Here is a 22,479-nt window from a genome sequence, read left to right on the forward strand (position 1 = left end):
TGATACGGCGCGGAACGCATCCTCTTATGCGGCTGGCCGCGCTGTGGCCGATATTCGGGGGACGTCCAATGCTGGGGTTAGGGAAAAGCGCAGATAACCGAAACATGCTCGATGCGATCTCCAGATCGCAGGCGGTCATAGAATTCGATCTTAAAGGTAATATTCTCACGGCAAACCGCAATTTCTGCGCAGCGCTGGGTTATGATCTTGCCGAAATCACCGGCAAGCACCATCGCATCTTCTGCGACGGCGAATTCGCCGCATCGCGTGCCTATCAGGAGTTCTGGGAATCTCTCGCCCGTGGCGAGTTTCAGGCCAAGGAATATCGGCGTATTCGCAAGGATGGCGCGGTTATCTGGATCGAGGCTTCCTACAATCCGGTTTTTCGCTCGGGCAAGCCCTACAAGGTGATCAAGATCGCTACCGATATCACCGCCAAGAAGATCAAAGCCGCAGAAGACGCCGGCAAACTGGAGGCGCTTTCGCGCTCGCAGGCCACTATCGAGTTTTTTCCCGACGGCACGATCATCACCGCCAATCCAAATTTCTGCGCCACTGTAAATTACGACCTCAAGGAAATCGAGGGCAGGCACCATCGCATGTTCTGCGATCCGGCCTATGCCGCCTCGCCCGCCTATGCCAGTTTCTGGCAGCGGCTGGCAGCGGGAGAATTCATCTCGGATGAATTTGTTCGCTATGGCAAGAACGGCAAGGAAATATGGATTCAGGCCGCCTATAATCCTGTTCTGGATGACGCCGGCAAAGTGGTGAAAGTGGTGAAATTTGCCACCGACGTAACGCCACGCATGAGCGCCATCACTGTTCTTGCCGATGCACTGCGGGCGCTGGCCGATGGTGATCTTGTGCAGCGCCTCGGCAGCAGTTTCGTGCCCAGCATGGAGAAGTTGCGCCAGGACTTCAACGAAGTTGTCGGCAAACTTCAGGCCACAATGCAGACGATCGCCCATAATGCCTCCACCATCGCATCAGGCTCGGGCGAAATCCGCATTGCTGCCGACCAACTCTCGCAGCGCACCGAACAGCAGGCCGCCTCGCTGGAAGAGACGGCAGCGGCACTGGAAGAAATTACCACGACAGTAAGCGATGCCAGCCAGCGCGCCGGCGAAGCAGGCAAGCTGGTGCTGCGAACGAAAGATCATGCCGAACATTCGGGCGAAATCGTTCAGCAGGCGATTTCCGCGATGGACGCCATTTCGCGTTCGTCCGGCGAGATCACCAACATTATCGGTGTCATCGATGACATTGCCTTCCAGACCAATCTTCTCGCACTGAATGCGGGCGTTGAAGCCGCCCGCGCCGGTGAGGCAGGCAAAGGTTTCGCCGTTGTGGCGCAGGAGGTCCGCGAGCTTGCACAACGTTCCGCCGTGGCCGCCAAGGAAATCAAATCCCTTATCAACACCTCGCGCGAACAGGTCGCCAATGGTGTGGACCTCGTGGGCAGAACCGGCAGCGCCCTCAAGGATATTCAATCGCAGATGGGTGAAATCGACGTCAATGTTTCGGCCATCGTCGAGGCATCGCGCGAGCAAGCCAACGGGCTGCGGGAGATCAATCAGGCCGTCAACGTCATGGATCAGGCAACCCAGAAAAACGCCGCCATGGTGGAGGAAACCACCGCCGCCAGCCACGGCCTCGCCAATGAGGCGGAAAACCTGCACGAATTGCTGCGGCAATTCACAATATCAAATGAGGCTGCGGCAACACCAGCCCGACCGACCGACAGGAAACCGGCCGTGGTTACCAGACTGCCGGCACCACAGTCGCGATATTCCGCACCAAGGTCTCACGGAAACGCGGCAGCAGAATGGGCGGAGTTTTAGCCGCCTGAAACCGCAAGGCCGCCAAGGGAGGCGGCCTTAAATGTCAGAAAACAATACGATCCGCGCGGGTGAAGATTTCAAAGTCTTCACCCCGCACCAGCGCAATGAGGGTGACACCCGCCCTATCGGCCGTTTCAATGGCAAGCGCTGTGGGTGCAGAAATCGCCGCCAGAACGGCACTGCCGAGGATCGCAGTCTTCTGGACCATCTCCACCGACAGGCGACTGGTGACGGCCACCATGCCAGCACCGGAAGATACGTCCGCATTCATGACGGCACCGGCCAGTTTGTCGAGCGCGTTGTGGCGGCCGACATCTTCACGCACCGCCAGCAATCCCCCGTGAGCGCTATAAAAACCTGCACCGTGAACCGCTCTTGTCTCCCGGTTGAGGCTTTGTGCGTCAGTCAGCGCTTTCATCGCGGCAACGATGTGATGGGCGTCAAAGGAGAGTTCCACCTGGCTCACATCCGGCACCACGCGAACCGCCTGCTCTATGGATTCGATGCCGCAAAGACCGCAACCGACCGGACCTGCCATATTCCGTCTTCTGGCCCGCAGGGCGTCGGCATTGGCATCCTGCAGATCCACCTGAACATCATAGCCTTGCCCGGCCTCGACCACCTCGATGGAACGGATGTCGGCACGCGATGATATGATGCCCTCTGTCAGGCTGAAACCGACGGCGAAATCGATAAGGTCGGCCGGACTGGCCATCATCACGGCATGCGTACTACCGCCGTATGAAAAGGCGACCGGCACTTCCTCCGGCACAGAGCGCTCGCCCTCGATTATGAACCCTTCCCGCCGCGCGGTTCGCGTGAACCTTCGGTAACTTGCCTCTGCTGACACGGCGATCATTCCTCCATGGCCAAAACTGCCTCGCCTCACTCCCGATCGAAAAGCAGCATTTTTCTCCGACATCACATCTAGCCCATAGCGGTGAAAACCGGAATCAATTTCCCAAGCATCACCTGCTGGAACAGACCCGGCGGCCACGCACCGCGTCTTTGCTTTCGCCGATTTTCCGGCAGAGCAGTGATCTGCTTTCTGCTCGAGTGCTCCAGAGAGGCTAAGCGGCTCGCAACACGCGCCTGAAAAAGAAGAGACGACCTTTCCTCATCAGAGAGCGGCAATAGCCGAAAACAAAAAAGCGACCCAAAGGCCGCTTTTTTGTTTTGAATATTGTGTGGGCAGTCATTCTTTCGAACCCGCCCGGTGCTTTCAAGCGGCGACGAGAACCTCATGCAGGTTCGTCAGTTCGTAAAGGTGCTTTTCAAGCTTGGTCAGGTGCTCGTGGTGGTGATTGCCCTCTTCGATTTCGGCCTTGGCCGCATCAATACGCTTCTGCAGCGTGTCGGGGGACATATCATCGGCCGAAACGGCGGATTCCGCCAGAAGCGTGCAACCGGTCGGGAGAATATCGGCAAAACCGCCGAAAACGACGTATTTATGCGTCTCACCGGAGGCGAACTTCACCGTCACCAGACCCGGCTTGATCGTCGTCATCGTCGGAGCGTGATTGGCCAGAACCGTCATCTCACCCAGCGTTGCCGGGATGACGACTTCCGTAACCGTTTCGGAAACGAGCAGACGTTCCGGGGAAACGAGATCGAATTTGAAACTGTCAGCCATGGCTATTCACTTCTTTTCAATTACGCGGGCGTCACGGACTTCATTGCTACAACGCCGGCATCACCATTCCGGTTTCGCCACCGTTGCCGGCAAGGCGCGCAGTTGAACCACGCGCCCGCCAATTCATTATCAGGCGGCTTCGCCAGCCAGCTTCTTTGCCTTTTCGATGGCTTCTTCCATCGAGCCGACCATGTAGAAAGCTGCTTCCGGCAGGCTGTCATATTCGCCGTTGACCAGGCCCTTGAAGCCCTTGATCGTGTCTTCGAGCGCAACGAGCTTGCCCGGCGAACCGGTGAAGACTTCAGCAACGAAGAACGGCTGCGACAGGAAGCGCTCGATCTTACGGGCGCGGGCAACCGTCAGCTTGTCTTCTTCCGACAGTTCGTCCATGCCGAGGATGGCGATGATGTCCTGAAGCGACTTGTAGCGCTGCAGGGTCGACTGAACCTTACGGGCAACTTCGTAGTGCTCTTCGCCGACGATCATCGGGTCGAGCATACGCGAGGTGGAGTCGAGTGGGTCAACAGCCGGGTAAATACCCTTTTCAGCAATCGAACGCGACAGAACCGTCGTTGCGTCAAGATGCGCGAACGAGGTTGCCGGTGCCGGGTCGGTCAAGTCGTCGGCGGGAACGTAAATCGCCTGAACCGAGGTGATCGAACCCTTGTTCGTGGTGGTGATGCGTTCCTGCATCTGGCCCATGTCGGTTGCCAGCGTCGGCTGATAACCCACGGCCGAAGGAATACGACCGAGCAGAGCCGACACTTCCGAACCAGCCTGCGTGAAGCGGAAGATGTTGTCCACGAAGAACAGAACGTCCTGGCCTTCGTCACGGAAGTTTTCAGCGATCGTCAGACCGGTCAGAGCAACGCGAGCGCGGGCGCCCGGCGGTTCGTTCATCTGGCCGTAAACGAGCGCAGCCTTGGAGCCTTCGCCACCGCCGAGCTTGTTGACGTTCGATTCGATCATTTCGTGGTAGAGGTCGTTACCTTCGCGGGTACGTTCACCCACGCCGGCGAATACCGAATAACCACCATGCGCCTTGGCGACGTTGTTGATCAGTTCCATGATGAGAACCGTCTTGCCAACGCCGGCGCCGCCGAACAGGCCGATCTTGCCGCCCTTGGCGTAAGGAGCCAGAAGGTCGACGACCTTGATGCCGGTGACGAGGATCTGCGCTTCGGTCGACTGCTCGACGTAAGACGGTGCATCCTGGTGGATGGCGCGCTTCTTGGCCGTGGTGATCGGACCAGCTTCGTCAACCGGCTCGCCGATGACGTTCATGATGCGGCCGAGCGTTTCCGGACCAACCGGAACTTCGATCGGTGCGCCGGTGTTGGCGACGGCCTGACCGCGGACGAGACCTTCGGTCGAGTCCATGGCGATCGTGCGGACGACGTTTTCGCCGAGATGCTGCGCGACTTCCAGAACGAGGCGGTTGCCGTTGTTCTCGGTTTCGAGCGCGTTCAGGATCGGAGGCAGTTCGCCTTCGAACGCCACGTCGACAACAGCGCCGATAACCTGGGTAACCTTGCCCGCGCCGTTCACCGCTGCGGTTTTCTTGGGGGTAGCTGCCTTAGCCATTATCCTTACCCTCTTTCCTTACCTCAGAGCGCTTCCGCGCCCGAAATGATTTCAATGAGTTCCTTGGTGATCTGAGCCTGACGCTGACGGTTGTAGGAAAGCGTCAGCTTGTTGATCATCTCACCGGCATTGCGCGTTGCATTGTCCATCGCGCTCATCTTGGCGCCCATTTCACCGGCAACGTTTTCGAGCAGAGCCCGGAAAACCTGAACCGAAATGTTGCGCGGAATAAGGTCTTCCAGAATAGAAGCCGCATCCGGCTCATATTCGTAGACGGCGTTCTGCGTCGTCTCATCCGCTTCCACAACAGGCGTAGCGGCCGGAATGAGCTGCAGGCCGGTCGGGATCTGGCTGATGACGGACTTGAATTCCGAATAGATCAGCGTGCAGACGTCAAATTCACCCGCGTTGAAGAGCGAGATCACCTTCTTGGCGATCTGGTCGGCATTTTCAAAACCGACCTTCTTCACTTCGCGCAGTTCGACGCGCTCGATGATGTTGGCTGCAAATTCGCGGCGAAGGCTGTCGTAACCCTTCTTGCCAACCGTGATGATCTTGACCGTCTTGCCTTCCGAAATCAGCTTGCGGGCATGATCGCGGGCAAAACGGGAAATCTGCGAGTTGAAACCGCCGCAAAGACCACGTTCAGCCGTGCAGACGACGAGCAGATGCACGTCGTCCTTGCCGGTGCCGGTCATCAGCGCCGGAGCAACGTCTGCCTCGACCGCCGAGGCGATGTTGGCAAGAACGGCGCTCATGCGCTGAGAATAAGGCCGGGCGGCCTCCGCAGCTTCCTGGGCGCGCCGAAGCTTCGCCGCGGCGACCATTTTCATCGCCTTGGTAATCTTCTGCGTCGCCTTCACGGAGGCAATGCGGTTTTTCAGATCCTTTAGTGAAGGCATCCGTTATCCGTCCGAGTAAAAGAGCCCTGATTTAAGAGAAAGACTTGGCGAAGGTATCAAGAGCGCCCTTGAGCTTGCCCTTGGTATCGTCGCTGATAGCCTTTTCCGTGCGGATGGTGTCGAGGATCGCCTTGCCTTCCGAGCGGAGGTAGGAGAGGAAACCCTGCTCGAACTTGCCGACCTGTGCGACCGGGATCTTGTCGAGGTAGCCGTTGACACCAGCGAAGATCACCGCAACCTGCTCTTCCGTCTTGAGCGGAGAGAACTGCGGTTGCTTCAGAAGCTCGGTCAGGCGGGCACCGCGGTTAAGCAGGCGCTGCGTGGACGCATCAAGGTCCGAGCCGAACTGGGCAAAAGCGGCCATTTCGCGATACTGGGCGAGTTCACCCTTGATCGAACCGGCAACCTGCTTCATCGCCTTGATCTGAGCGGCAGAGCCAACGCGCGAAACCGACAGACCGACGTTAACGGCCGGACGGATGCCCTGGTAGAACAGGTCGGTTTCAAGGAAGATCTGGCCGTCGGTGATCGAGATCACGTTGGTCGGAATAAAGGCCGAAACGTCGTTACCCTGGGTTTCGATGACCGGCAGAGCCGTCAGCGAACCTGCGCCCATTTCGTCGGAGAGCTTTGCAGCGCGCTCGAGAAGACGGGAGTGAAGGTAGAAAACGTCGCCCGGATAAGCTTCGCGGCCCGGAGGACGACGCAGCAGAAGCGACATCTGACGATAGGCAACGGCCTGCTTGGAAAGGTCGTCGTAACCGATGAGAGCGTGCTTGCCGTTGTCACGGAAATATTCGCCCATGGCGCAGCCGGCGAACGGAGCGAGGTACTGCATCGGAGCCGGATCGGAAGCCGTTGCGGCAACGATGATCGAGTACTGCAGCGCGCCGCGCTCTTCCAGAACCTTGACGAACTGGGCAACGGTCGAACGCTTCTGACCGATAGCGACGTAGACGCAATAAAGCTTGTCGCCGTCAGGGCCATTGTCGTGAATGGCCTTCTGGTTCAGGATCGTGTCGAGAATGATCGCGGTCTTGCCGGTCTGGCGGTCGCCGATGACGAGCTCGCGCTGGCCACGGCCAACCGGGATGAGCGCGTCGATAGCCTTGAGGCCGGTCGACATCGGCTCATGAACCGACTTGCGCGGAATGATGCCGGGAGCCTTGACGTCAACGCGCGAACGCTTGGCGGCATTGATCGGGCCCTTGCCGTCGATCGGATTGCCAAGCGCGTCAACGACGCGGCCGAGCAGTTCCGGACCAACGGGAACGTCAACGATAGCGCCAGTCCGCTTTACGGTGTCGCCTTCCTTGATGTCACGGTCCGAACCGAAGATAACCACACCGACGTTGTCGGCTTCAAGGTTGAGTGCCATGCCGCGGATGCCGCCGGGGAACTCGACCATTTCACCGGCCTGAACATTGTCGAGGCCGTAAACGCGGGCAATACCGTCACCGACGGAAAGCACCTGACCGACTTCCGAGACTTCCGCCTCGTTGCCGAAATTTTTGATTTGATCTTTCAGAATTGCGGAAATTTCCGCGGCGCGGATATCCATCAGCCAACCTCTTTCAGTGCAAGCTTAAGGGTGGAAAGTTTGGTGCGAAGAGACGTATCGATCTGGCGGGAACCGACCTTGACGATCAGGCCGCCGAGGATCGACGGATCGACGGTAACGGAAATCGTCACATCCTTGCCGGTAACGCTCTTCAGCGCCGCTTTCAGTTCAGTTTCCTGCGCCTCGTCGAGCGCATGTGCCGAGGTGACCTCGGCGGTGATTTCGCCGCGGTGGGCGGCGGCAATGGTGCGATATGCGCGGATCATGCCGGGAACGGCAAAGAGACGGCGGTTACTGGCAACGACCTTGAGGAAATTAACAGCAAGACCGGCAATGCCGGCCTTCTCGCAGATCGCGGTGATTGCCTTGAACTGATCCTCGGCGGAAAATACCGGGCTCGCAACCAGACGCTTCAAATCGTCGCTTTCGTCGAGAAGTGCACCGAACTTGTCCAGATCGGCTCCAACCGCTTCAACCGCACCCGCTTCCAAAGCAAGCTCGAAAAGCGACGACGCATACCTTTCCGCTACACCGGATGTTCCCTGGGAGGTGTCTGCCACGGGCACTTTTTCCCTGCTAATCATCCAAGATCATCAGCGAGGGGGCTCCACCGCATCAAATTCTTGAAATCGTTTCAATTTCCCCGAAAAAGACCGGAATTCCCCCCTGCCTTTTCCCAATTTCGCGGTCCGTCTAGCATAGGACGCCGGGACTCGCAACACGCGTAATAGCGGAAAGCGCCGTTTGGGCAAGGGGGAATGCGTTTAAATTTTCCGTTTTCGCTCAGGATGCGGGTTTGGTGCGGCACAAAAGCCCAAAAGCCCGCCTCAGACCAGCCCGAAGACGTAGCTCAGCGAGAGCGCGGACAACAGAAAGTGTACAACCAGGAGTATGAAATTCCGCATGGTTGCGCCTCCATCCGAGAGAATGGAGAGAATGCCGCCGAATACGCTGAGACCGAAAGCCGCACCGAAAGCGAGATAGACCATGGGCTGCGCCAGAAGCAGGGCGGCAGCGCCGAGACCAAGATAAAAGCCGGCAAGCGACGAACGCACAAGCGCATAGCCATCCCTGCGCTCACCAGCCGGCTGAAGACCGAAAGCGCGCAGCGTCATCCCGGGTGCGAACATGAAAAAAAGGCCGATCACGGCCGACACCGCTGCCGCACCGAAGGCCAGCTGCTCGCCGAATTCGGCAGGAAAATAAAACTCCATCTCGTTCCCCAAATCATTCTTTTCGCCTGCTGCGTTATGACACGGTCATGACAGCGGGAAAACGCCTTGATTGGCAAAGTTCAAAGGAAACTTTGCGGATCGATATCAAGCTGCACATGCACGCTGCCCCGTTCCTTGGGGCCATTGGCCAGCAGCGTCCGAAGAAAGGACTGCATGTCGGAATTGCGTCGCCCGTGCACTAGAAGACGGAAACGATGGCGCCCACGGATCAGCGCCAGCGGCGCTTCCGCCGGGCCAAGCAGCATGATGCCCGTCACCTGCGGGGCAGCAGCCCTCAAACCCCGTGCATGGGTTTCGGCCTCTCCGCGCGTATCGGCGGAAACGATGATCGAGGCAAGACGTCCAAAGGGCGGCAAAACGGCCTTTTCCCGCTCGACGATCTCTCTTTCATAAAAAGCCGAGGCATCACCCGAAACGATTGCCTGCATGACGGGATGCTGCGGCTGGTAGGTCTGCAGCAGGCCATGGCTCTTCAACCCTGTGCGCCCGGCGCGCCCCGTCACCTGCGAGAGCAGCTGGAACGTTCGCTCCGCCGCGCGCGGATCGCCATTGGCAAGGCCGAGATCGGCATCAACGATGCCGACGAGCGTCATCAGCGGAAAATTATGTCCCTTGGCGACGAGCTGCGTGCCGATGACGATGTCCGCCTCACCCTTGACGATCGCCTCCAGCTCCAGCCGCAGGCGCTTAACGCCCATCAGATCGGAGGAAAGCACGATGGTGCGGGCCTCGGGGAAATGCTTCTCCACCTCTTCGGCAATGCGCTCTACGCCCGGCCCGCAAGCAACGAGATGATCGAAGGTGCCGCACTCCGGGCAATGGTCCGGCGTCGGCTCATTGTGGCCACACTGGTGGCACTGCAATTGATTGCGAAAGCGGTGCTCCACCAGCCAGCTGGAACATTGCGGGCACTGGAAACGGTGGCCGCAGACCCGGCAAAGCGTCAGCGGCGCATAACCGCGGCGATTGAGGAACAGCAGCGCCTGCTCGCCCTTCTCTATGGTCTTGCCGATACCACGCAGCAGAACGGGTGAGAGAAACCCTCCCCGCTCCGGCGGATGGCGGCGCATATCAACTAGATGCAGGTCCGGCATCGCCGCATCGCCGAAGCGCGTGTGCAGGTGGATGGTATTGTACCGCCCCGAACTGCCATTGACCTGGCTTTCCACCGACGGTGTGGCAGACACCAGCACGACAGGAAATTCTGCGATCCGCGCCCTGACGACGGCCATGTCACGGGCATTATAAAAGACGCGGTCTTCCTGCTTGTAGGCGGGGTCGTGCTCTTCATCGACGATGATGAGACCGAGATTGTCGAAGGGCAGGAAAAGCGCCGAGCGCGCGCCGGCCACCACCTTCACCTCGCCCGTCACCGCCTGCCGCCAGACCTTCTCGCGCATGCGCGGCGACAGGTCCGAATGCCATTCCGCCGGTTTCGCGCCGAAACGATCCTGAAAACGTTCAAGGAAGGCCGCTGTCAGCGCGATTTCGGGCAGCAGGATGAGAACCTGCTTGCCCTGCCGGAGCGTCTCCGCCACCGCCTCGAAATACACCTCGGTTTTACCCGAACCGGTCACACCATCGATCAGCGAGACATGAAAGCCGCCCTTGCGCACATCTTCAAGGATTTCCGAAGCGGCCTGTTTCTGCGGGCCTTCCAGCCGCGGCTCGACATAATCGGGATCAGGCTCGGCCACGACAGGCGGCGCCGGCAGAAAAACCGTCTCGAACACTCCCTGCTTGACGAGGCCGTCGATGACGCTGGTGGAAACGCCGGCGGCATGGGCAAGCCCGCTCTTCGTCCAGCCATGCCCTTCCGCCGCCAGTTCCATCACCCGTTCGCGAGCGGGGGTCAGGCGTTCTGGCCTGCCTTCGGTCAGCCGAAGCCCCTCGATCATCGGTTCTGGATCGAAAGCGGCAGGCGCTCTGAGCGCCATGCGCGCCACGAGACCAGGCGGCGAAAGCGTATAGGCGGCAACCCAGTCGACGAAGCGGCGCATCTCCGCCTTCAGTGGCGGGCATTCGAAACTCTTGGTAATGGGCCGCAGCTTCTTGGGGTCAACGCCCTTGTCGCCGGCATCGTCCCACACTACGCCGAAGACCTGCCGGGGCCCGAGCGGCACCTGAACGACGGAACCGGTCTCAACCACCATATCTTCAGGCACGGCATAACTATAAGGCCCGGGCGCCGGCATGGGCACGAGAACGGGCACCGTGCGCACGGGCGCCGGCGGGTCAAACAGAGCTCCAAACAGATTGGACGAATCTTTTGCCATGATGTGGCGACCATGCCCCGGCGAAATGAAAAAGGAAACCGCCCGCATGTAGTGGGCGGGCTTTGCAAAGTCCACCTCTTAACCAAATGCTGACCATAAGAGCATAGCGTTGGGACACGGAATGGAGCGCTGCGTGACTGAAATCCTGACATTTGCCGAACCCGATCTGTTGAACGAACGCCAGTCCTGGCTTGCAGCACTTGCCGGTGAACGCCGTCTTTCCGACAATACCGTGGAGGCCTATGAGCGCGACACCCGCCAGTTCCTGACGTTCCTTACCGGCTACATCGGCAAACCCGCCGCCATTACCGATATAGCCGATCTGCGCCCGGTCGATCTTCGCGCCTTTCTGGCCAACCGGCGCAAGGAAGGTGCCGGCGCGCGTTCACTCGGCCGGCATCTGGCGGGGCTGCGCTCCCTTCTTCACCACCTGCAAAAAAAAGGCCTCGTCAATGCGGCCGGCGCCACCGCGATGCGCGCACCAAAACAGCCGAAATCGCTGCCGAAGCCGCTGACCGATCGACAGGCCCTGAAGATCACCACGGCCGAGGCACAGTTGAACGAGGAACCGTGGATCGCCGCCCGCAATGCGGCAGTCCTCTCGCTGCTTTATGGCTGCGGCCTCCGTATTTCCGAGGCGCTCGGCCTGACGCCGGCCGATTTTCCGCCGGGCGCCCGCAGCCTGCGCATCACCGGCAAGGGCAACAAGACGCGCATCGTGCCGCTGCTGGCAGTGGTGACGGAAGCGGTCGATGCCTACAGGAAGCTCTGCCCCTATGCTCTGGCGGCGAATGAACCGATGTTCCTTGGCGCACGCGGGGGGAAACTCCAGCCCGCCATCATCCAGCGGGAAATGCAGAAGCTGCGCGGCGCTTTCGGCCTGCCGGAAAACGCCACGCCACATGCGCTGCGCCATTCTTTCGCCACGCATCTTCTGGCCGGCGGCGGCGATCTGCGTACCATTCAGGAACTGCTCGGCCATGCCAGCCTTTCCACCACCCAGGTCTATACCGGTGTCGACACCGCAAGACTGCTGGAAATCTACGACAATGCCCACCCGCGCGCATGACGCAGGAAATGGTTAACCATAAAGATTAACCAGACATCCAAACCGCCGTTCTATAAGCGAGCAAGAACCGGATTGGACCCATGCACAGCCTGATAAAGCCACAAAACTTCACCGCCACCCTGATGGGCAAAACCGGCGACGCCCTGCTCTGGCTGCTGGCGGCCCTGCATGTAACTGCCATCGCCATCCTGCTCATGACGTTGCTTTCGCTGGGTGAAGCGGAAGCCGCAGAGCAACAGATCACCTGCACCGGCAGCGATATTCTCGTAGACATGCGCAAGACCGATCCGCAGGCCTTCGCAAAGATCGAACAGGAAGCGGCCGCCATCCCCAATGGCAAGGGCAATTTCTGGCGCATTGAAAAGGCCGGAACTGAGCCGTCCTATCTTCTTGGTACGATGCATGTCACCGATCCACGCGTTCTGGAAATGCCTGCCGCCGCGACACCTGCCTTCGAAAAATCCGCGACGGTCATCGTGGAATCGGACGAAATCGTCGACGACAAGAAGGTCGCGACCTCGCTGCTGAGCAAACCCGAACTCACCATGTTTCTGGATGGCAAATCGATCACCGATATTTTGTCACCCGAAAATGTTGCGCGCCTGGAAAAGGGTCTGAAGGAGCGAGGCATTCCGCTGAATGCCGTGTCGCGCATGAAGCCGTGGATGCTCTCAAGCTTCGTCGCCCTTCCGGCCTGCGAGTTCGCCCGCAAGGCAACCGGCCTTTCCTTTCTCGACAAGAAACTGGCCGAAGATGCGCTCGCAGACGGAAAACGTCTCGTCGGGCTGGAAACGATGGTCGAACAGTTGACGGCCATGTCAGAACTGCCGATGGAATTTCATCTTCAGGCTCTGATCGAAACGCTGGAACTCGGCGATCGCATGGATGACGTGATGAAGACCATGACCGATCTCTACGTCGCCGGCGATATCGGCATGACCATGCCCATGCTGAAAAGCCTGGATCCCAAGAAGGCAGTGGCAGAGAGCGAACAGGGTTACGCCGCATTCGAGCAACGCATCATCACCGATCGCAATCACGTCATGGCGGATCGGGCGACCCCCGAGCTTGCCAAGGGCAATGTCTTCATGGCCGTCGGCGCGCTGCACCTGCCGGGTGAGGAAGGCGTGATCGAATTGCTGCGCGCAAAGGGCTTTACGCTCACGCGGGTCGACTGACGGTCTCATCCCTAATCTTGACGGGCCGAACATTGGTGCAAAACGGGCGCATCGTCGCTGGCACGATGCGCCGATGAAACGGCCCCACCACGAGAATGTAAAGCCGCCCAAAGACGTTCTTGCGCCTGACGATGGTGGTGACATTCACCCACTGGCGGTTAGGGCCCCTTTCGAGATCGACAACGATCCGGAAATCGAGATGGTGATCATCGAAGCCGAGAACTGTCCTCTGCGGCGAGGATGACAGAACCGGAAAACCGCCCGCCGAGGTGCCCGCCGCCAGTTCGACCGTTTTCAAGCCGAAAAGCGAGACAATGCGGTTTCGAAGCGCCATCAGGCGGCTGATCCATGCCGGGGGATGATCGAGAAGAAGCCTGCTCACATCCAGTGACGACGCTTCCGGCATCACCATCTCGCCTTCAAAACAATCCCGCCAGTCAGCGCCCGGCAATATGTCTTCGCTATATTGCATTCCTGAACCCCAGCCGCACGATGCGCCGGAGTTCACCATCTGCTTTTTCAGCCGGACAGAAAACGCGACAAACCGCCGCTTGGTGTTTTCGGCAAAAGTACGAAGCCTTTCCTAGCCGTGTGTCATGCGTTTCAGGACATTGGTGCGCCAATAGAACTGGTGAATCAGAACAGCTGCAACGTGACCGACGATCAACACCCACATCAGCGCCTTGAAGGGGCCGGAATGTAACTGCCCCGCCGGCTGAGCACCGAAGTAATAGGCGGCTACACCGGAAAGCGGCAGGACAAAGAAAAGGGCGTAAAAGGTGAAATGCGCCACTTTGGCGGCGATCTGGAATGGCCGGGGCTCCTCGGCAGGATGCGGCGGCACACCCTGAAAGAAGCGCAGACAGAGACGCAGAACCGCAAGCAGCAGGACTGCAAAACCGACATAGGCGTGAATATTCGCCGAAGAAATCTGCTCCGGCGTCAACGTCCCACCCTGCCGCATCAGCCGATAGGCATGAGCCATGGCGTCGGGAAACAGCAGGTTGAAGAAGATCAGAAGCGCCATCGCCCAGTGAAGGACGCGCTGCGGAACGGAGAAGGAAACTTGACTGGAATACGCCATTTTATTGCCTTTTATCAAAAGGTTAGACAGGCTATGGCGCAAGTATGAAAAACCCCGGCCTGCATGGCAAGCCGGGGTTCAGCAGATGACTGAAATTTAATATTTGAGCGTCAGGCTCAAACACCGATCACATGTGGATCGGCTTGAAGAACGTCGCAAGCGCTGCTTCCTTCACCGCTTCAGACATGGTCGGATGCGCATGGCAGGTGCGGCCAAGATCTTCCGAAGAACCGCCAAATTCCATCAGCACGGTGATCTCATGGATCATTTCGCCGGCACCGAAGCCGACAATGTGACCACCGAGAACCCGGTCGGTTTCCTTGTCGGCAAGGATCTTCACGAAACCATCCGTCACCTGCATGGCGCGGGCGCGGCCATTGGCGGTGAAGGGGAACTTGCCGACCTTGTAAGCGACGCCAGCGGCCTTCAGTTCTTCCTCGGTCTTGCCGACGGACGCGATTTCCGGCTGTGTATAGACGACTGCCGGAATGACGTCGTAGTTCACATGGCCGCGCTGGCCGGCGAGGATTTCCGCAAGCGCAACGCCCTCATCTTCCGCCTTGTGCGCCAGCATCGGGCCCTTCACCACGTCGCCGATCGCGTAGATGCCGTCGACATTGGTCTTGTAGTGGCCGTCGATTTCGACGCGGCCGCGGCTATCGAGCACAACACCGGCTTCCGCAAGACCGAGACCTTCGGTGTAGGGCTTGCGACCGGTCGAGATCAGCACGACATTCGCTTCGAGCGTTTCGGCAGCGCCACCCTTGACCGGCTCGAACACCACCTTTGCGCCCGTGGCGGTCTTTTCAACGGCCGTTACCTTGGCACCGAGCTTGAAATCAAGGCCCTGCTTGGCCAGCAGACGCTGCGACTGCTTGGAAACTTCGCCATCCATGCCACCGAGAATATTGTCGAGATATTCGACGACGGTTACCTTCGCGCCAAGACGCGACCAGACCGAACCAAGCTCGAGGCCGATGACGCCACCGCCGACAACAATCAGCTTTTCCGGAACCTTGGAAAGAGCGATCGCGCCGGTGGAGGAGACGATGACGTTTTCATCGATATCGACCTGAACACCCGGAATGCCGGCAACATCAGAACCGGTGGCGATGACGATGTTCTTGGCTTCGATTTCCTGGCTCTCGCCCTTGTCGTTGGTGACGGAAACCTTGCCGGCGGAAACCACCTTGCCGGTACCCTGGAAGGCATCGATCTTGTTCTTCTTGAACAGGAAGGCGACGCCATCGACATTGGCCTTCACCACGCCTTCCTTGTGGCCCATCATCTTTTCAAGGTTCAGCTTCGGCGCGGCGACTTCGATACCGAGCGAATCGACGCCATGGGCAACATGGGCAAAGGTTTCGGACGCGTGCAGCAGCGCCTTCGACGGAATGCAGCCGACATTGAGGCAGGTACCGCCATAGGTCGCACGCTTCTCGATGACAGCGACCTTCAGGCCCAGCTGTGCCGCCTTGACCGCGCAAACATAACCGCCGGGGCCCGTGCCGATTACAACTACATCATATGCCATGTTCGTTTTCCTGATTGATGTCGGGCAAGATACCGGATCATTGCCCTGCTTGCGTTTGACCTGAAATTCAGGCCGCTTTTTCCGTTGCGAGTTTTATACCGAGTGCAATGAAGACCACGCCGCTGGTGCGGTCGATCCATTGGCTGGCGCGCTGAAATGCGGCGCGCATGCGTGGCGTCGTCATGAACAGGCTGACGCCGACGAACCACAGGATAAGGCAGCTCGCCATGACGAGACCATATCCGAATTTGATGGCGACCGGCGTATGGGCATGAACCACCGTCGAAAAGATCGACAGGAAGAAAAACACCGGCTTGGGATTGAGCGCATTGGCGGCAAAGCCAAGCGTGAATGCCTTCAGTGCCGTCTGGCTGTTTTTGACCTGAACATCACCCTCGCCTTCAGCCGACGGTAATTCCGTCTTGCCGGCGCGCAGCGCCTTGACGCCGATATAGATCAGATAGGCGACGCCAAGCCATTTGACGATGTTGAAGAGATAGATCGACTGGGAGATGATGAGGCCAAGTCCGAGGATCGTATAGGTGACGTGGAACATCAGCGACGTTCCCACACCGAAGCTGGTGACGATCGCCTGCCTGCGCCCATGCACCATGGCCTGGCGCATGACCATCGCAAGATCAGCGCCTGGGGACACGATCGCGAAAGCGAAGATCGCCATCAGGGATGCAAGTTCGATCAAATACTGATGCATCTGAAACAAGCCTCTAGAACATCAAAACGAAAAGCATCAGCGCGAGGCCGAGCATGGAGCCGAGCCAGACCAGTGAGCGGATATAAGGCATGCCGGCCAGATAAAGCGGTATGTAAATCACCCGGCAGATCAGCCATATCCAGGCGCCGGTCAGTGCCAGTCCGGACGGATCGCCGGCCATGATGACGCCGAAGGCAAGCGCTATGAAAGCGGGATAGGTTTCCCGGAAATTTTCAGACGCGCGGGCTGCACGGCCGGTAAGCCTGCCTTCAGGTTTCTTCTCCGCATCCCGCGGGCCGGCATTCCAGTCCAGCCCAAGTTCCCGCGTCGCCGTCACGGCTTGCAGCATGATGTGCACAGCAAGCAACAGGACGCTGAGACCGATCAGCGGTAAAAAGGGGGAAGCGGCAAGAAATGTCGGCTGCACTTTCGCTCTCCTGATGCGATTTCAGCGGGACCTCAGTTGAAATCCCGCTGAAAGGAAAAGCAAGACCGATTAGAGATCGAGAACCAGACGTTCCGGATCTTCCAGGCTTTCCTTGACGCGAACGAGGAAGGTCACGGCTTCCTTGCCGTCAACGATACGGTGATCGTAGGAGAGTGCCAGATACATCATCGGGCGGATGACGACCTGACCGCCGATGGCGACCGGACGCTCCTGGATCTTGTGCATGCCGAGAATACCCGACTGCGGCGCATTGAGGATCGGCGAAGACATCAGCGAACCGTAGACACCACCATTGGTGATGGTGAAGGTGCCGCCCTGCATGTCGGCCATGCCGAGCGAACCGTCACGCGCTGCCTTGGCGAGGCGGCCGAGTTCCTTTTCGACGCCGGCGATGGAGAGCTGGTCGGCATCACGGATGACAGGAACAACGAGACCCTTGTCGGTGCCGACAGCCATGCCGACGTGACAATAGTTCTTGTAGATGATGTCCGTGCCGTCGATTTCAGCGTTGACGGCCGGCAGTTCCTTCAGCGCGTGGGTCACGGCCTTGGTGAAGAAGCCCATGAAGCCGAGCTTGACGCCGTGCTTCTTCTCGAACACGTCCTTGTAACGGTTGCGCAGGTCCATGACCGCGCTCATGTCCACCTCGTTATAGGTGGTGAGCATGGCGGCGGTGTTCTGTGCGTCCTTCAGGCGACGGGCGATCGTCTGGCGCAGGCGGGTCATCTTCACGCGCTCTTCGCGAACCTGATCCTGCTCGGCGGAAACCGGACGGGGAGCAGCAGCAACCGGAGCCGGAGCGGCGGCAGGCGCCGAAACGCCCTTGGCGACAGCGGCGAGAACGTCACCCTTCAGAACCTGGCCACGCTTGCCGGAACCATCGACCTGATCGACAGACAGGTTGTTTTCAGCAAGCAGCTTGCCGGCGGCAGGTGCCGGCGGCATGCCGCTGGCGGCGGGCGCAGCAGCGGTTGCTGCGGGTGCCGGTGCGGCAGCGGCGGCAGGCTTTGCAGCCGGTGCGGCGGTTGCAGCGCCGGCAGCACCTTCGGCGATCTGGCCGAGAAGCGCGTCAAGACCAACGGTCTCGCCGTTCTGTACAACGATTTCGGTCAGCACGCCGGAGGCGGGCGCCGGGACTTCAACGGTAACCTTGTCGGTTTCCAGTTCAACGAGAGGTTCGTCGGCCTTGACGGTATCGCCGACCTTCTTGAACCAGGTGCCGACGGTCGCTTCGCTGACGGATTCGCCGAGGGTTGGTACGCGGATTTCAGTGGCCATGATCTAGTTCCGTTATTCAGGTGTCTTTTTTGCGGGGCGATGCGGGAGAGTTCTCACTCTCCCAGCGCGTCTTCCAGGAACGCAGCAAGCTGCGCCAGGTGCTTGGACATCAGGCCGGTCGCCGGAGAGGCAGCAGCCGGACGGCCCGTGTAACGGACCTTCTGGTACTTGGCGTCGATATGCGCCAGAACCCATTCCAGGTAAGGATCGATGAACGACCACGAACCCATGTTCTTCGGCTCTTCCTGGCACCAGACCATTTCCGCGTGGCGGAAACGGGAAAGCTCGTTGATGAGCGCCTTTGCCGGGAACGGATAAAGCTGTTCGACGCGCAGCAGGTAGATGTCGTCGATACCGCGCTTTTCACGCTCTTCGAGAAGATCGTAATAGACCTTGCCCGTGCACATGACGACACGGCGGATCTTCGAATCCTTCTGCAGCTTGATCGGACCATCCTTGATGACTTCAGCATCGTCCCACAGGAGACGGTGGAAGGAGGACTCGCCGGCCAGCTCCGCCAGCGAAGAAGTGGCGCGCTTGTGACGCAGCAGCGACTTCGGCGTCATCAGGATCAGCGGCTTGCGGAAGTCACGCTTCATCTGGCGACGCAGGATGTGGAAGTAGTTGGCAGGTGTCGTCACATTGGCGACCTGCATGTTGTCTTCCGCACACATCTGCAGCCAGCGCTCCAGACGGGCAGACGAATGTTCCGGACCCTGACCTTCATAACCATGCGGCAGAAGGCAGACGAGACCGGACATGCGCAGCCACTTGCGTTCACCCGACGAGATGAACTGGTCGAACACCACCTGCGCGCCGTTGGCGAAGTCACCAAACTGGGCTTCCCACAGCGTCAGCGCATTCGGGCGGGCAAGCGAGTAGCCATATTCGAAGCCGAGAACGGCTTCTTCCGAAAGCATCGAGTTGATGACTTCGTAACGGGCCTGCGTCGGGGCGAGATTGGCGAGCGGGATGTAACGCTCTTCGGTCTCCTGATCGTAAAGAACCGAGTGGCGCTGCGAGAAGGTGCCGCGTTCGCAATCCTGGCCGGAAAGACGGATTTTGTGGCCGTCAACGACAAGCGAACCGAAAGCCAGAGCTTCCGCCATCGCCCAGTCGATGCCTTCACCCGTCTCGATCATCTGCGAGCGGTTTTCCATGAAACGCTGGATCGTGCGATGCGCGGTGAAACCTTCAGGAATGGTCGACAGCTTCTTGCCGATTTCCTTCAGCTGCTTCATCGGCACGCCGGTCTTGCCACGACGCTGCTCATCGGCATTGTCGGCAGCGCGCAGGCCCGACCACTGACCGTCCAGCCAGTCGGCCTTGTTCGGCTTGTACGACTGACCTGCCTCGAACTCCTGCTCGAGATGGGCGCGCCAGTCAGCCTTGACCTTCTCGAAATCACCTTCGGTGATCAGGCCTTCCGCGATCAGGCGGTCGGCATAGATGCGGGCGACGGTCTTGTGGCCACGGATGACCTTGTACATCTTCGGCTGCGTGAACGCCGGCTCATCGCCTTCGTTATGGCCGAAGCGGCGGTAACAGAACATGTCGATGACGACAGGCTTGTGGAACTTCATGCGGTATTCGGTCGCAACCTTCGCCGCATAGACAACCGCTTCCGGATCGTCACCGTTGACGTGGAAGATCGGTGCTTCAATCATCTTGGCGACGTCAGACGGGTAAGGCGACGAGCGCGAGAAGGCCGGGTTCGTCGTGAAACCGATCTGGTTGTTGATGATGAAATGCATGGTGCCGGCAACGCGGTGACCGCGCAGGCCGGACAGGCCGAGAATTTCAGCAACGACGCCCTGACCCGCAAAAGCGGCATCACCATGCAGCAGCAGCGGCAGCACCTTGGCGCGTTCAGAAAGCGGAATGATGTCGCCGTCCCACTGCTTGGCCAGCTGGTCCTGCTTCGCGCGCGCCTTGCCCATGACGACAGGGTTGACGATTTCAAGGTGCGACGGGTTGGCCGTCAGCGACAGGTGAACCTTGTTGCCGTCGAATTCGCGGTCGGAGGAGGCACCCAGATGGTACTTCACGTCGCCCGAACCCTCGACATCGTCAGGCTTGAACGAACCGCCCTTGAATTCGTGGAACACGGCGCGGTGCGGCTTGCCCATGACGTTGGTCAGGACGTTCAGGCGGCCACGGTGGGCCATGCCGAGAACGACTTCTTCCAGGCCTTCCTGGCCGCCGCGCTTGATGATCTGTTCGAGCGCCGGGATCAGCGATTCACCGCCATCAAGGCCAAAACGCTTGGTGCCCTTGAAACGCACGTCGAGGAACTGCTCGTAACCTTCGGCCTCGACCAGCTTGGACAGAATGGCCTTCTTGCCCTCGGGCGTGAAGTCCACACCCTTGTCCGGGCCTTCGATGCGTTCCTGAATCCAGCCCTTTTCTTCCGGGTTGGACATGTGCATGAATTCGACGCCGAGCGTCGAGCAATAGGTGCGCTCGAGAATCTCGACCATCTCGCGCACGCTCGCATATTCGAGGCCGAGCACGTTATCGATGAAAATCTTGCGGTCGTAATCGCTTTCCTCGAAGCCGTAGGACTTCGGCGAAAGCTCATTGTAATCCTCAACGGCGCTGGCGATGCCGAGCGGATCGAGCTTGGCATGCAGGTGGCCGCGCATGCGGTAGGCGCGGATCATCATGATGGCGCGAACGCTGTCACGGGTCGCTTGCAGCACTTCCGCTTCGCTGACGGGCTTGCCGGTCGCGGCGCTCTTCGTCTCGGCCTTCGCCTGAACCTTTTTCTCGATGGCCTTCTCGACCGTGGCCCAGTTGCCGTCGAGTGCGGATACCAGTTCGCCATTTGCCGGGATCGGCCAGTTGGCGCGCTTCCAGGAGGCGCCTTGTGCGGCCTTCTTCACGTCTTCCGGATTATCGGACAACGCCTTGAAGAAGCTCTGCCACTCCGGCGACACGGAAGAGGGATCCTCTTCGTACCGGGCATAGAGCTGCTCGATATAGGCTGCATTCGCGCCGTCCAGAAACGACGTGATCTGAAACTGCTCGTTCGCTTCTTGCCTTGCCATTGTGTTCCTGCGGACTTGTCCGTCCGCCTCCTCGATGCCGTTAGGGCCGTTTCACCGGCCTGCCGCTTTGATTATTGCTGTCTGCCGCCAGGGCGGTATGCCGTTCTGTCTATCGTCTTTGCGGCATCGGGCAGCGCAGCGATAAAGCCGCGCCGCCCGTTACCGGTCTCATGTGGTCTCAGCCCTTGAGGACTTCAACCAGCGTCTTGCCGAGGCGCGCCGGGGAAGGCGATACCTTGATGCCGGCTGCTTCCATGGCAGCGATCTTGGACTCTGCATCGCCCTTGCCGCCGGAAACGACAGCGCCGGCGTGACCCATGGTGCGGCCCTTCGGAGCCGTACGGCCCGCGATGAAGCCGGCCATCGGCTTCTTGCGGCCCTTCTTGGCTTCGTCGATCAGGAACTGCGCCGCATCTTCTTCAGCCGAGCCACCGATTTCGCCGATCATGATGATCGACTGCGTGGCTTCGTCGGCGAGGAACATTTCCAGGATGTCGATGAACTCGGTGCCCTTGACCGGGTCGCCGCCGATGCCGACAGCCGTCGTCTGGCCGAGGCCTTCGTTGGATGTCTGGAACACGGCTTCATAGGTGAGCGTGCCGGAGCGCGAAACGATACCGACCGAACCCTTGCGGAAGATGGAGCCCGGCATGATGCCGATCTTGCATTCTTCCGGCGTCATGATGCCGGGGCAGTTCGGGCCGAGCAGGCGTGACTTCGAACGGTCAAGGCGAGCCTTGACGCGAACCATGTCCATCACCGGAATACCTTCGGTGATGCAGGTGATGAACGGGATTTCCGCTTCGATGGCTTCGATGATGGCGTCTGCTGCACCTGCCGGCGGAACATAGATCACGGATGCGTCTGCACCGGTCTTTTCCTTGGCTTCAGCAACCGTTGCAAAGATCGGCAGGCTTTCGCCCTTGGAGCCGGTCCAGGTTTCGCCACCCTTCTTCGGGTGAATACCACCGACCATCTGCGTGCCGTAATAGGCAAGCGCCTGTTCGGTGTGGAAGGTACCGGTCTTGCCGGTCAGACCCTGAACAAGGATCTTCGTGTCTTTATTAACGAGAATAGACATTATTTCCGGTCCC

At 59.3% G+C, this 22,479-nt stretch carries 19 protein-coding genes; 3 read left to right on the forward strand and 16 right to left on the reverse strand.

Features of this window, described 5'->3' with window-relative positions:
* The first annotated feature begins 104 nt into the window (after nucleotides 1-104).
* Nucleotides 105-1,841, forward strand: coding sequence for a methyl-accepting chemotaxis protein (locus PL640_RS15140; RefSeq protein ID WP_271362480.1), 1,737 nt, complete (start codon nucleotides 105-107; stop codon nucleotides 1,839-1,841).
* Nucleotides 1,842-1,884: 43 nt separating this feature from the next.
* On the opposite strand, the gene fdhD is transcribed toward PL640_RS15140, so the two are convergent.
* The 8 genes from fdhD to PL640_RS15180 form a co-directional block, all read right to left on the reverse strand.
* A complete protein-coding gene (gene fdhD / locus PL640_RS15145; protein ID WP_271362653.1) occupies nucleotides 1,885-2,700 on the reverse strand; it encodes a formate dehydrogenase accessory sulfurtransferase FdhD in 816 nt (271 codons plus the stop codon).
* A 363-nt stretch (nucleotides 2,701-3,063) separates the two neighbouring features.
* Nucleotides 3,064-3,474 (reverse strand): F0F1 ATP synthase subunit epsilon, encoded by a 411-nt coding sequence (locus PL640_RS15150; RefSeq protein ID WP_003492358.1) that lies wholly within the window; start codon nucleotides 3,472-3,474, stop codon nucleotides 3,064-3,066.
* A 129-nt stretch (nucleotides 3,475-3,603) separates the two neighbouring features.
* Nucleotides 3,604-5,058 (reverse strand): F0F1 ATP synthase subunit beta, encoded by a 1,455-nt coding sequence (gene atpD, locus PL640_RS15155; protein WP_035221615.1) that lies wholly within the window; start codon nucleotides 5,056-5,058, stop codon nucleotides 3,604-3,606.
* A gap of 23 nt (nucleotides 5,059-5,081) precedes the next feature.
* Nucleotides 5,082-5,960, reverse strand: a complete 879-nt coding sequence (locus PL640_RS15160; RefSeq protein ID WP_142842309.1) for a F0F1 ATP synthase subunit gamma — start codon at nucleotides 5,958-5,960, stop codon at nucleotides 5,082-5,084.
* A 31-nt stretch (nucleotides 5,961-5,991) separates the two neighbouring features.
* Nucleotides 5,992-7,521, reverse strand: a complete 1,530-nt coding sequence (gene atpA, locus PL640_RS15165; RefSeq protein ID WP_003492364.1) for a F0F1 ATP synthase subunit alpha — start codon at nucleotides 7,519-7,521, stop codon at nucleotides 5,992-5,994.
* Complete coding sequence (locus PL640_RS15170) at nucleotides 7,521-8,087, reverse strand: F0F1 ATP synthase subunit delta (protein ID WP_193559537.1); 567 nt, start codon at nucleotides 8,085-8,087, stop codon at nucleotides 7,521-7,523. The genes atpA and PL640_RS15170 overlap by 1 nt, the downstream gene beginning before the upstream one ends.
* Before the next feature lie 261 nt (nucleotides 8,088-8,348).
* A complete protein-coding gene (locus PL640_RS15175; RefSeq protein ID WP_271362482.1) occupies nucleotides 8,349-8,735 on the reverse strand; it encodes an AGROH133_08824 family phage infection protein in 387 nt (128 codons plus the stop codon).
* 80 nt (nucleotides 8,736-8,815) lie between these two features.
* Nucleotides 8,816-11,032, reverse strand: coding sequence for a primosomal protein N' (locus PL640_RS15180; protein ID WP_142842306.1), 2,217 nt, complete (start codon nucleotides 11,030-11,032; stop codon nucleotides 8,816-8,818).
* 121 nt (nucleotides 11,033-11,153) lie between these two features.
* Between PL640_RS15180 and PL640_RS15185 the strand changes: the two genes are divergently transcribed.
* Nucleotides 11,154-12,101, forward strand: coding sequence for a tyrosine recombinase XerC (locus PL640_RS15185; protein WP_271362483.1), 948 nt, complete (start codon nucleotides 11,154-11,156; stop codon nucleotides 12,099-12,101).
* A gap of 80 nt (nucleotides 12,102-12,181) precedes the next feature.
* Nucleotides 12,182-13,279, forward strand: a complete 1,098-nt coding sequence (locus tag PL640_RS15190; protein ID WP_271362484.1) for a TraB/GumN family protein — start codon at nucleotides 12,182-12,184, stop codon at nucleotides 13,277-13,279.
* Here the strand turns inward: PL640_RS15190 and PL640_RS15195 are convergent.
* The 8 genes from PL640_RS15195 to sucD all read right to left on the reverse strand — a co-directional run bounded on the left by PL640_RS15195 (nucleotide 13,263) and on the right by sucD (nucleotide 22,466).
* Nucleotides 13,263-13,751 carry a DUF2867 domain-containing protein gene (locus tag PL640_RS15195; RefSeq protein ID WP_271362485.1) on the reverse strand — a complete coding sequence of 163 codons (489 nt, stop codon included), beginning with the start codon at nucleotides 13,749-13,751 and terminating at the stop codon, nucleotides 13,263-13,265. The genes PL640_RS15190 and PL640_RS15195 overlap by 17 nt on opposite strands.
* Nucleotides 13,752-13,862: 111 nt before the next feature.
* Nucleotides 13,863-14,363 (reverse strand): cytochrome b, encoded by a 501-nt coding sequence (locus tag PL640_RS15200; RefSeq protein ID WP_271362487.1) that lies wholly within the window; start codon nucleotides 14,361-14,363, stop codon nucleotides 13,863-13,865.
* A 127-nt stretch (nucleotides 14,364-14,490) separates the two neighbouring features.
* A complete protein-coding gene (gene lpdA / locus PL640_RS15205; RefSeq protein ID WP_271362488.1) occupies nucleotides 14,491-15,897 on the reverse strand; it encodes a dihydrolipoyl dehydrogenase in 1,407 nt (468 codons plus the stop codon).
* 67 nt (nucleotides 15,898-15,964) lie between these two features.
* The gene (locus tag PL640_RS15210) at nucleotides 15,965-16,609 is read right to left on the reverse strand and encodes a LysE family translocator (RefSeq protein ID WP_161991389.1); all 645 of its coding nucleotides are present in this window, start codon (nucleotides 16,607-16,609) and stop codon (nucleotides 15,965-15,967) included.
* Between the two features lie 13 nt (nucleotides 16,610-16,622).
* Nucleotides 16,623-17,036, reverse strand: a complete 414-nt coding sequence (locus PL640_RS15215) for an MAPEG family protein (RefSeq protein WP_271362491.1) — start codon at nucleotides 17,034-17,036, stop codon at nucleotides 16,623-16,625.
* Between the two features lie 69 nt (nucleotides 17,037-17,105).
* Nucleotides 17,106-18,335: a 2-oxoglutarate dehydrogenase complex dihydrolipoyllysine-residue succinyltransferase gene (gene odhB / locus PL640_RS15220; RefSeq protein WP_271362492.1), complete on the reverse strand. Its 1,230-nt coding sequence runs from the start codon at nucleotides 18,333-18,335 to the stop codon at nucleotides 17,106-17,108.
* A 53-nt stretch (nucleotides 18,336-18,388) separates the two neighbouring features.
* Nucleotides 18,389-21,385 (reverse strand): 2-oxoglutarate dehydrogenase E1 component, encoded by a 2,997-nt coding sequence (locus PL640_RS15225; RefSeq protein ID WP_142842298.1) that lies wholly within the window; start codon nucleotides 21,383-21,385, stop codon nucleotides 18,389-18,391.
* Nucleotides 21,386-21,563: 178 nt separating this feature from the next.
* Nucleotides 21,564-22,466, reverse strand: a complete 903-nt coding sequence (sucD, locus tag PL640_RS15230) for a succinate--CoA ligase subunit alpha (RefSeq protein WP_046799538.1) — start codon at nucleotides 22,464-22,466, stop codon at nucleotides 21,564-21,566.
* Nucleotides 22,467-22,479 lie beyond the last annotated feature (13 nt).

Source organism: Agrobacterium sp. ST15.16.024 (genome assembly GCF_027956545.1).
Taxonomy (GTDB): domain Bacteria; phylum Pseudomonadota; class Alphaproteobacteria; order Rhizobiales; family Rhizobiaceae; genus Agrobacterium; species Agrobacterium cucumeris.